The organism is Gluconacetobacter sp. (assembly GCF_047721585.1).
GTDB classification, from domain to species: domain Bacteria; phylum Pseudomonadota; class Alphaproteobacteria; order Acetobacterales; family Acetobacteraceae; genus Gluconacetobacter; species Gluconacetobacter dulcium.
This window is the reverse complement of sequence record NZ_JBDNXE010000145.1, coordinates 1-8,976: the sequence shown is the minus strand read 5'-3', so window position 1 is coordinate 8,976 and position 8,976 is coordinate 1. Positions and strand designations below refer to the sequence as shown.

The 8,976-nt window shown below is 66.3% G+C and carries 11 protein-coding genes; 4 read left to right on the top strand and 7 right to left on the bottom strand.

The annotated features are described in order from the left end of the window. Window positions 1–786 (bottom strand): YeiH family protein (locus ABF821_RS18175; protein ID WP_415531088.1); only part of this gene is annotated, 786 nt, incomplete at its 3' end. A gap of 151 nt (window positions 787–937) precedes the next feature. Here ABF821_RS18175 and ABF821_RS18170 point away from each other — a divergent pair. Beyond that, window positions 938–1,831, top strand: coding sequence for a LysR substrate-binding domain-containing protein (locus ABF821_RS18170; protein WP_415531087.1), 894 nt, complete (start codon window positions 938–940; stop codon window positions 1,829–1,831). Between the two features lie 97 nt (window positions 1,832–1,928). Here the strand turns inward: ABF821_RS18170 and groL are convergent, their stop codons facing one another. Beyond that, window positions 1,929–3,569: a chaperonin GroEL gene (gene groL, locus ABF821_RS18165; RefSeq protein WP_182974761.1), complete on the bottom strand. Its 1,641-nt coding sequence runs from the start codon at window positions 3,567–3,569 to the stop codon at window positions 1,929–1,931. A gap of 53 nt (window positions 3,570–3,622) precedes the next feature. Next, window positions 3,623–3,913, bottom strand: coding sequence for a co-chaperone GroES (locus ABF821_RS18160; RefSeq protein ID WP_114726807.1), 291 nt, complete (start codon window positions 3,911–3,913; stop codon window positions 3,623–3,625). A gap of 271 nt (window positions 3,914–4,184) precedes the next feature. Between ABF821_RS18160 and ABF821_RS18155 the strand changes: the two genes are divergently transcribed. After that, window positions 4,185–4,445 carry an usg protein gene (locus ABF821_RS18155; protein ID WP_415531086.1) on the top strand — a complete coding sequence of 87 codons (261 nt, stop codon included), beginning with the start codon at window positions 4,185–4,187 and terminating at the stop codon, window positions 4,443–4,445. Between the two features lie 46 nt (window positions 4,446–4,491). On the opposite strand, the gene ABF821_RS18150 is transcribed toward ABF821_RS18155, so the two are convergent. Further along, window positions 4,492–4,692 carry a DUF4169 family protein gene (locus ABF821_RS18150; RefSeq protein WP_415531085.1) on the bottom strand — a complete coding sequence of 67 codons (201 nt, stop codon included), beginning with the start codon at window positions 4,690–4,692 and terminating at the stop codon, window positions 4,492–4,494. Between the two features lie 46 nt (window positions 4,693–4,738). Between ABF821_RS18150 and ABF821_RS18145 the strand changes: the two genes are divergently transcribed. After that, window positions 4,739–5,407 carry a dienelactone hydrolase family protein gene (locus tag ABF821_RS18145; protein WP_415531084.1) on the top strand — a complete coding sequence of 223 codons (669 nt, stop codon included), beginning with the start codon at window positions 4,739–4,741 and terminating at the stop codon, window positions 5,405–5,407. Window positions 5,408–5,463: 56 nt separating this feature from the next. Here ABF821_RS18145 and ABF821_RS18140 read toward each other — a convergent pair whose 3' ends face one another. After that, complete coding sequence (locus tag ABF821_RS18140; protein ID WP_182974757.1) at window positions 5,464–6,348, bottom strand: glycosyltransferase family 25 protein; 885 nt, start codon at window positions 6,346–6,348, stop codon at window positions 5,464–5,466. A gap of 132 nt (window positions 6,349–6,480) precedes the next feature. Here ABF821_RS18140 and ABF821_RS18135 point away from each other — a divergent pair, with 132 nt between their 5' ends. Beyond that, on the top strand, window positions 6,481–7,185 hold the full coding sequence (locus tag ABF821_RS18135; protein ID WP_415531082.1) for a transposase: 705 nt from the start codon (window positions 6,481–6,483) through the stop codon (window positions 7,183–7,185). A 95-nt stretch (window positions 7,186–7,280) separates the two neighbouring features. Here the strand turns inward: ABF821_RS18135 and ABF821_RS18130 are convergent, their stop codons facing one another. Further along, window positions 7,281–8,198 carry an S-methyl-5'-thioadenosine phosphorylase gene (locus ABF821_RS18130; RefSeq protein WP_415531081.1) on the bottom strand — a complete coding sequence of 306 codons (918 nt, stop codon included), beginning with the start codon at window positions 8,196–8,198 and terminating at the stop codon, window positions 7,281–7,283. Further along, a complete protein-coding gene (locus tag ABF821_RS18125; RefSeq protein ID WP_415531089.1) occupies window positions 8,188–8,952 on the bottom strand; it encodes a cytochrome c1 in 765 nt (254 codons plus the stop codon). The genes ABF821_RS18130 and ABF821_RS18125 overlap by 11 nt, the downstream gene beginning before the upstream one ends. Window positions 8,953–8,976: the final 24 nt, after the last annotated feature.

The window sequence follows — 8,976 nt, the reverse complement described above, 5'->3', positions numbered from 1 at the left end:
CGTCACCGCCCCTGCCGCCCCCTCTCCGCCGGCCGAGGGAGTCACCAGCGACAGCACCAGGCAGACCGGCCCCAGCATCAGCACCCGCGCCAGTTTGACCAGCATGCCCATCTGCACCGCCACCGCCCCCAGCGGCGCGGCGGCGGCAATGACCTGCGGCACGGCATAGACGGTCAGTCCCGCCAGGGCACCATAGGCCACGCCGCTCATGCCCAGCAGGATGCCAAGCAGCGGAAGACCCAGCACGACCGCCACACCGAACAGCGCGGTAAAGGCGATCGACGCCGCGATCTCGTCATCGTCGGCCGCGATCACCGGGGCGATCGCGGCGATGGCCGAATTGCCGCAGATCGCATTGCCGCAGGCAACCAGCAGCGCCATGCGCGCCGGCACACCGCACAGCCGGCCGATCCCGAACCCCAGCACGATCGCCACAGCCACCACGCCGGCAATACCGGCCAGCAACGCCGGATCGGCCGCGCGGATCACCGTATCGCTGACCGACGCGCCCAGCAGCACGATCGCGATTTCCAGCGGGCATTTCGCGCAGAAGGCAATGCCGGCCCGCCATTTCCGGGCGGGCACCCACCGGCTGCGCAGAGCCGTCCCGCACAGGATCGCCAGCACCAGCGCCTCCAGCCAAGCCCTGCCGGTCAACACGCGCTCCGCCTCCGCCAGCCCATAGGCCAGAACCGTAACCAGCAGACTGAGCAGAATGCCCGGCGCGAGCCGTTCCCGCATGGCGCCGGCGGATATCACCATCGGGTGAAGGACTGGAATCGTCATGGCAGCTTCCTTTCGCCACCCGTGCTACTCCCGGACCAATCATTCTATCCAACGCATCGTTTCTGTGGTTCCAATCAGAAAAACCGATCAATCAGGACACACCCTCTCCATGACTCCGGCTCCATGATCCCCGCTCCATGACCCCCGCGCCATGACCCTGGAACAGCTTCGCCTCTTCATCGCCGTTGCCGAACGCGAGCACATGACGGCCGGCGCACGGGCGCTGAACGTCACCCAATCGGCCGCATCGGCGGCGATCGCGGCGCTGGAGGACCGCCACGGGGTCAGACTGTTCCACCGGGTCGGCCGGGGCATCACCCTCACCGAGGCCGGCCGGCTGTTCCTCACCGAGGCCCGCGCCGTGCTGGCCCGCGCCACCGCCGCCGAACATGTGCTGGACGATCTCGGCGCGCTCCGGCGCGGCACGCTGCGCCTTGTCGCCAGCCAGACCATCGCCGCCTACTGGCTGCCCGCCCTGCTCGCGGCGTTCCGTCGCCAATATCCCGCCCTGTCGGTCGACCTGGCAATCCGCAACACCGAACAGGCAGCGGCACAGGTCCATGACGGCGAAGCCGACATCGGGATCGTCGAGGGCGCAATCGGCGACCCGGCCCTGGCACACTGGCCGATCGGCGAGGACAGGCTGTTGCTGGTGCGGGCCGAGCCCTTCCCGGATACCCCCCTCACCGCCGCATGGATGCAACAGGCGCGCTGGATCATGCGCGAGGAAGGCTCGGGCACGCGCTCGACGCTCAACCAGCATCTGCGCCGGCTCGGCATCGACCCCGATACGCTGGATATCGCGCTGGTGCTGCCGTCCAACGAAAGCGTGCGGACCGCCGTCGAGGCCGGCGCCGGCGTTGCCGCCCTGTCCTCCCTGGTCGTCGCCCCCGGCATCCGCGCAGGTATCCTCCATGCGGCGCCCTTCTCGTTCGGCCCAAGGCCCTTCTTCGGGCTCCGCCACAAGGAGCGCTATCGCAGCCGCGCGGCGGAAGCCCTGCTGGCCTTCATCACCGCCCACACGGGCATCGCCCCCGGCCAATAGAACAAAAAAAAGCCGCCCGCGAACGGACGGCTCTTTTCCTGCCGGAAAAAGCGGCTTCCGGTCCGGGCACAAGGCCCGGACCGACAGGCTCGATGGATCAGAAATCCATGTCGCCCATGCCACCCATGCCGCCACCGGGGGCCGGCGGGGCCTTCTTTTCCGGCTTCTCGGCCACCATCGCTTCGGTGGTGATCAGCAGACCGGCAACCGACGCCGCATCCTGCAGCGCGGTACGGACAACCTTGGTCGGGTCGATGATACCGGCCGCGACCAGATCCTTGTAATCGCCGATCTGGGCGTCGAAGCCGAAATTGTAGTCGCTGACTTCCAGCACCTTGCCGGCGATCACCGCACCGTCTTCGCCCGCATTGTGGGCGATCTGGCGCAGCGGAGCCTGCAGGGCCTTGCGGATGATCTCCGCACCGACGCGCTGGTCCTCGTTGTGGAAGTGCAGATGGCTCAGCGCGGTCGACGCACGCGCCAGCGCGGTGCCACCACCCGGAACGATGCCTTCCTCGACGGCGGCGCGGGTCGCATGCAGCGCGTCGTCAACGCGGTCCTTGCGCTCCTTCACCTCGACCTCGGTCGAGCCGCCGACGCGGATGACGGCAACGCCACCAGCCAGCTTCGCCAGACGCTCCTGCAGCTTCTCGCGGTCGTAGTCCGAGGAGGTCTCCTCGATCTGCGCGCGGATCTGGGCGCAACGACCCTTGATGTCGTCGGATGCGCCGGCACCCTCGACGATCGTGGTGTTTTCCTTCTCGATCCGGACCTTCTTCGCGCGGCCCAGCATCGCCAGGGTCACGGTTTCCAGCTTGATGCCCAGATCTTCGCTGATCACCTGGCCACCGGTCAGGATCGCGATGTCTTCCAGCATCGCCTTGCGACGATCGCCGAAGCCCGGCGCCTTGACGGCGGCGATCTTCAGGCCGCCACGCAGCTTGTTGACGACCAGGGTCGCCAGCGCCTCGCCATCGACATCTTCCGCCAGGATCAGCAGCGGACGGCCCGACTGCACGACGCTCTCGAGCAGCGGCAGCATCGGCTGAAGCGACGAGAGCTTCTTCTCGTGGATCAGGATGTAGGGGTTATCCAGATCGGCGATCATCTTTTCCGCATTCGTGATGAAATACGGGGAGATGTAACCGCGATCGAACTGCATGCCCTCGACGACGTCCAGCTCGGTGTGCAGGCCCTTGGCCTCTTCCACCGTGATGACGCCCTCGCTGCCGACCTTCTGCATGGCCTGCGAGATCATCTCGCCGATCTCATGCTCGCCGTTGGCGGAGATCGTGCCGACCTGCGCCGTCTCGGCCGGGGTCGTGATCTTCTTGGTGTTCTTCTTCAGCTCTTCGACGACGGCCACGACGGCCTTGTCGATGCCGCGCTTCAGGTCCATCGGGTTCATGCCGGCGGCCACGGCCTTGGCACCCTCGCGGATGATGGCCTGCGCCAGCACGGTCGCCGTCGTCGTGCCGTCACCGGCCACGTCGTTGGTCTTCGAGGCCACTTCGCGCACCATCTGGGCGCCCATGTTCTCGAACTTGTCGGCCAGCTCGATTTCCTTGGCGACCGACACACCGTCCTTCGTGATGCGCGGCGCGCCGAAGCTCTTGTCGAGCACGACGTTCCGGCCCTTCGGGCCCAGGGTCACCTTCACCGCGTCGGCCAGAATGTCCACGCCCCGCAGCATGCGCTGACGTGCTTCACCGCCGAACTTTACGTCCTTGGCTGCCATTTCAGAATTCTCCTGTAGGAAACTCGTTCATCAGAAAGGAAAGTAGAAGGACCTCAGGCGATCACGCCCATGATGTCGCTTTCCTTCATGATCAGCAGCTCCTCGCCATTGATCTTGACCTCGGTGCCCGACCATTTGCCGAACAGCACCTTGTCGCCCGCCTTCACGTCGAGGGCGACGATCTGTCCCTGCTCGTTCCGCGCGCCGGGGCCGACGGAGATGACTTCGCCTTCCATCGGCTTTTCCTTGGCGGTGTCGGGAATGATGATGCCGCCAGCCGTCTTCTCTTCGCCGGTCAGGCGACGGACGACCACACGGTCATGCAGGGGCCGAAAATTCGTCATTATGGATCGCTCCACGTCTAAAAAAGGTAACGCCCTTGAATAAGCAACGCCACCGGGTTGGCACGCGCGCCAGAGCCGCGTCGCTTTAGCACTCTCCTTGCGAGAGTGCCACGCAAGAGGTAGGAGCCCACCCCCTCCCTGTCAACGCCTTGGCAGCACTTTCTTTCGACGACTGCCAAGTTTTTGGGAACAAAGAATTTTTCTTGAAATCCTCCTGCGGGCTCAAGCAGGCTGGCCTTGCACGCCCAACCGTCGATCCAGCGAGGTGTCCATGTCTCTGCGGCTCCAGCTCAACGACTACCGCCTGACGACCGCCGAAATCCTCTATCGCCTGCCCGATCACCCGACCCTGCTCCAGACCTATATCTGGCAGGAGCTCGACCTGGCGCCGTCCTATCCGCAACTCCGCCGGTTCCTCGATTTCTGGACCCGCTCGCTGGAAGGGCGACTGCACTCGGTCAGGGTGGCGCAGCAGGGTCCGATCTCCCCGCCGGTGCTGCGCCACGCCACGGCATGCCTCACGTTACATTGAACCGCACGACAGTGACCGCACGCCCCTGACGGCCCCCAGGAGTTCATCACCCCTGCCCGTCGCCCTCGGGCTCGGCGGAAAGCTGCGCGCCGTCCAGCGCCCGCCGGGTCCGTTCGGCCTCCTGCCGCTCGCGGTCGCGTTCGGCCAGCGTCCTGCCGTGCAGCGCGCGATTGCGCGCCGCAATGGCGGCCTGCTCCGCGCGGACCTTGCGCTTGCGCGCCTGTCGCAGGTTGACGATCTCGGTCATCCCGTCACTCTACCGGCCCTGATCGGGACAGAAAAGGACCTGCCGCATGGGCCAGACCATCACCCTGACCGCCACCGACGGCCACACGCTCTCCGCTTACACCGCAGGCCCGGCCGATGCCGCCCGCGCGCTGGTCGTGGTGCAGGAGATTTTCGGCGTGAACCACCACATTCGCACCGTCGCCGACTCCTTCGCCGCCGAAGGCTACCGCGTCATCGCCCCCGCCCTGTTCGACCGCGCGGAGCGCGGCGTGGAACTGCCCTACGACCAGGACGGCGTGCGCAAGGGCCTGGACCTGCGCGCCGCGATCCCGCCCGAAGACACGCTGCGCGACATCGCCGCCGCCGCCCACGCACTGGGTCTGCCACCGGCCCATACCGGCATCATCGGCTATTGCTGGGGCGGCACCATCGCCTGGCAGGCCGCCTGCCGCACCAACGTGTTCGGCGCGGCCGTCGGCTGGTATGGCGGCGGCATCGCCGCCGAGCGAACCCTTACGCCCCATTGCCCGGTCGAACTGCATTTCGGCGAGACCGACGCTTCGATCCCGCTCTCCGACATCGCCGCCATCCGCGCCGCCCACCCCGACCTGCCGGTCTACACCTACCCGGATGCCGGGCACGGCTTCGGCTGCCCGGAACGCGCCAGCTTCAACGCTCCGGCGGCCCACCTCGCCCGCACCCGCAGCCTGGCCTTCTTCGCTCAGACGCTTTAATGCACGAAAATCGCAGGATATCGTCCGTCATGTGACATTCGTTCGGATGCCGGCCGCTACCCGACACGGGTCCATCGACGGGTCGAAAGCGGCCGGAGCCAAAGTCCGCCCATCGGCTTTAAAGATCGTCCGCCATGTTTCGCACTCCAGGCGACGCAGGTTTTCGCACTCCACCACCGCCTGATCAGCGAGCGTCGCTGCCGTAGGCACCAACGCATCAGGCCGGCAACCATGGTCTCGCTGCGTCTCAAGGAGCATTCCAGGCGAAACCGCTCGTCGCCGATGGTCGAGGAACTGGCATCGTCACGCAATTCGACCGGCCATGGCTGGACGGCATACATAATGCCGCGCGAATTCCAGTAATGGTCCAGAAAAACGTCCACCGCCTCTACAAACCTGCCGGATGCCGCCAGCAGGGCGCGCGCGCCGGCAGGGGTGAGCCAATAGGCATGGCTACCGCTGCATCCGCTGAGAAGAAGGCGGATTTCGTAACGTTCCGACAGCTCACCAGCGAACAGCGACCGCCGTCGTCGATTTCCGCCCATGCGGATGAAATGCGGCGCAGGCGGATCGGCCGACAGGCGCCGCAACAGATCGGGCAGATCGTCCGACAAAGCAACGTCGTCTTCCAGAACGAGAGTGGATTTCCCGGAGCGCGCAATCGTTTCCCAGGCGCGCCGATGGCTCAGGAAACAGCCGATTTCGTTGGATGTCAGGGCGGTATCGCGTCGCCGCCGCCTCGCGTCCTGATCGCAACGCGCCACCTGGTCGGGGGAAAGTTCACGTCCGTCGATCGCTTCGATGCGCGCCGCCGACAGGCTCAATGCTCTGAACTGGTCGTTCATGGCCATCCGACGGTCAGAACTGCGCTCAAGATTGATGTAGAGGATCGAGACCCGACCCTCCCGCGCCGTTGCCCCGGATGATGGTAATGGACGCACGGACTGATCTTCCCCTTCTGGCGCCAGGTACCCCGCATCGTCAGCAGCGACGATTCGCATCCCAACCCGAATGACGCGTTTTACATATTATAGTTGATAACGCGGAAACGGGTAAAGCTGGATTGTGGGCGTATGGATATGCGCCAGCTTGTCGGCAGAAATTTTGCCCGGCTCCGGCGAGAACGCGGATTGACCCAGCAGCAGGTCGAGGAACGCTCCGGGTTCAGCCAGCAATATCTGAGCGATCTTGAGCGTGGGATGCGCAATCCCAGCATCATCAGCCTGTACGAGATCGCCAAGGCCCTGGATGCGAGCCCTCTGGACCTGCTTCAGGGCGCGCCGGCACCGCGATCACGCAGGGTTCCCGCCGCGCCAGGGACGCCCGAACCTCAACAACCTCAACAGCCCGTTGAGGTCGAAACCCCGATCAACCGGGGATCGATCGGAATCGACGATCCGGCGGACACCTCCCCCGATCGCCTGTTCGTTCTTGACGATGCGCAATGGGAGCGGATGCGATCACGACTGGAGCGATGGAAGCCATCCGCCACCACAGGCAGGAAAGGCGAAAACTGCCGTCTTTTCGTGGAAGCGGTCTTATGGATCGTCAGGACCGGCCGGCCCTGGCGCGCGTTACCAGCCACCTTCGGCAACTGGAACTCGATTTACAGACGCTATCAGGACTGGGCGAAAACCGGCACCTTCGCCGTCATGCTCGACGACATATCCGGCGATGATGATGCCCCCGTGGAAATGCGGGACGACATGATCGTCTGGAAAAAAACGACGCCCGCCGCGCCGACCGCCCGGCCGATACCGGGCCGCCTCCGCGCGTAGAACGCGCCCCCTGGCGCGCATGATCCATCCATGCTTGCCACGCAAAGTCCGCCGAACGCGCGGCGCCGGCAAGGCCGACGCCGCGTGCTCCCGCGTCAGCCGCGCGAGAGCACGCGCCCGGCGATGGTCTCCAGCCTGGCCAGCAGGGCCGGGTCGCGCTTCTCCGGCGCGGTGATCAGCGCATGTTCCAGCGCCCGGTCACACCCGGCCGGGCACAGCCCGCGCGGACGGCCCAGGGTCGGGATCACCGACTTCACCAGCGCCCTGGCCCGGTCGGCGTTCGACAGCATGACCTTCACGACGGCATCCACCGTCACGCTGTCATGGTCGGGGTGCCAGCAATCGTAATCCGTCACCATGGCCACGGTCGCGTAACAAATCTCCGCCTCACGGGCCAGCTTGGCTTCCGGCATGTTGGTCATGCCGACCACCGAGCAGCCCCAGGACCGGTAAAGATTGCTCTCCGCCTTGGTCGAGAATTGCGGCCCTTCCATCACCAGATAGGTGCCGCCGCGCGTCACATCCAGCTTCAGTTCCCGCGCCGCCTCTTCCAGCACGTCGCCGATGCGCGGGCACAGCGGGTCGGCCACCGACACATGGGCCACGCAGCCGGTATCGAAGAAGCTCTTCTCCCGCGCGAAGGACCGGTCGATGAACTGGTCGATGATGACGAAATGCCCCGGCGGCAGTTCCTCCTTCAGCGACCCCACGGCCGAAAGCGACACGATGTCGGTCACGCCCGACATCTTCAGCGCCGCGATGTTGGCCCGATAGTTCAGGCGCGACGGCGGGATCGGATGCCCCCGCCCGTGGCGCGGCAGGAACACGCAGCGCACGCCGTCCAGCCGGCCGAACAGCAACTCGTCCGACGGCAGGCCCCACGGGGTTTCGACCGTGCGCCACGCCTTGTCTTCCAGCCCGTCGATATCATACAGGCCCGATCCGCCGATCAGGCCGATCACAGGTTCGACGGCGTCCTGAGCAGACGCAAGGGGGGCGGTTTCAATGGACATCGGACCAGACTCTCCGTTTCAGAAGGAACGCCAGAACGGCAAGGAAAAGCAGATACAGCACCACCTGCGCGCCCAGCCGGTGGCGCGCCTCCAGATGAGGCTGCGCCACCCACGCCAGGAAGGTGGTGACATCCCGCGCCTCCTGCGCCGTGGTGGCGGGCGTGCCGTCGGTATAGACAACCTGCCCGTCGCGCAACGGCGGCGGCATCGCGATTTCGCGGTCGCTGGCATAGGGATTGTAGACGGCGCCGGCATGGCTGGGCCGGTACCCCGGCGGCGGCGACCGATATCCGGTCAGCAACGCATAGATCCGGTCCGGCCCGCCGGGATAGACCAGCGCCAGCCGCGACTGGTCGGGGGGCGCCACACCGTGATTGGCCGCCGCGGCGGCCTCGGGATTGACGAACGGGTCACGGAAATGATCGGCCGGCGTGGCCGCGCGCGTCACCGGGTCGCCCTGCGCGTCCACCCCGCCCGGCACCTGCTGCGTGGCCGCGATCCGGCCGACCTGCTCCATGGTCAGCCCCATGCGCGTCAGGTCGCCATAGGTCATGGCCTTCATGCCATGGCAGGCCGAACAGACCTGGGCATAGACGGCATACCCGCGCTGGACGGCGGAAAGATCGAAGCGCCCCAGCGGCCCCTCGAAGCTCCAGGCCTGATGCGGCGCCCGGTCATGCGGCCCAGCCTGCGCAAGCGCCGGCGACAGATCGGCCAGCGGCGCGGCAAAAGCCAGCACCGACACCCACCGCAGGATCGCCCCCCCCCACCTGCCCCG

Excerpts from the sequence above, each read along its gene's own strand:
- ABF821_RS18170 (WP_415531087.1), top strand. The coding sequence starts at position 938 with ATGACCCTGGAACAGCTTCGCCTCTTCATCGCCGTTGCCGAACGCGAG.
- groL (WP_182974761.1), bottom strand. The coding sequence starts at position 3,569 with ATGGCAGCCAAGGACGTAAAGTTCGGCGGTGAAGCACGTCAGCGCATG.
- ABF821_RS18160 (WP_114726807.1), bottom strand. The coding sequence starts at position 3,913 with ATGACGAATTTTCGGCCCCTGCATGACCGTGTGGTCGTCCGTCGCCTG.
- ABF821_RS18155 (WP_415531086.1), top strand. The coding sequence starts at position 4,185 with ATGTCTCTGCGGCTCCAGCTCAACGACTACCGCCTGACGACCGCCGAA.
- ABF821_RS18150 (WP_415531085.1), bottom strand. The coding sequence starts at position 4,692 with ATGACCGAGATCGTCAACCTGCGACAGGCGCGCAAGCGCAAGGTCCGC.
- ABF821_RS18145 (WP_415531084.1), top strand. The coding sequence starts at position 4,739 with ATGGGCCAGACCATCACCCTGACCGCCACCGACGGCCACACGCTCTCC.
- ABF821_RS18135 (WP_415531082.1), top strand. The coding sequence starts at position 6,481 with ATGGATATGCGCCAGCTTGTCGGCAGAAATTTTGCCCGGCTCCGGCGA.
- ABF821_RS18130 (WP_415531081.1), bottom strand. The coding sequence starts at position 8,198 with ATGTCCATTGAAACCGCCCCCCTTGCGTCTGCTCAGGACGCCGTCGAA.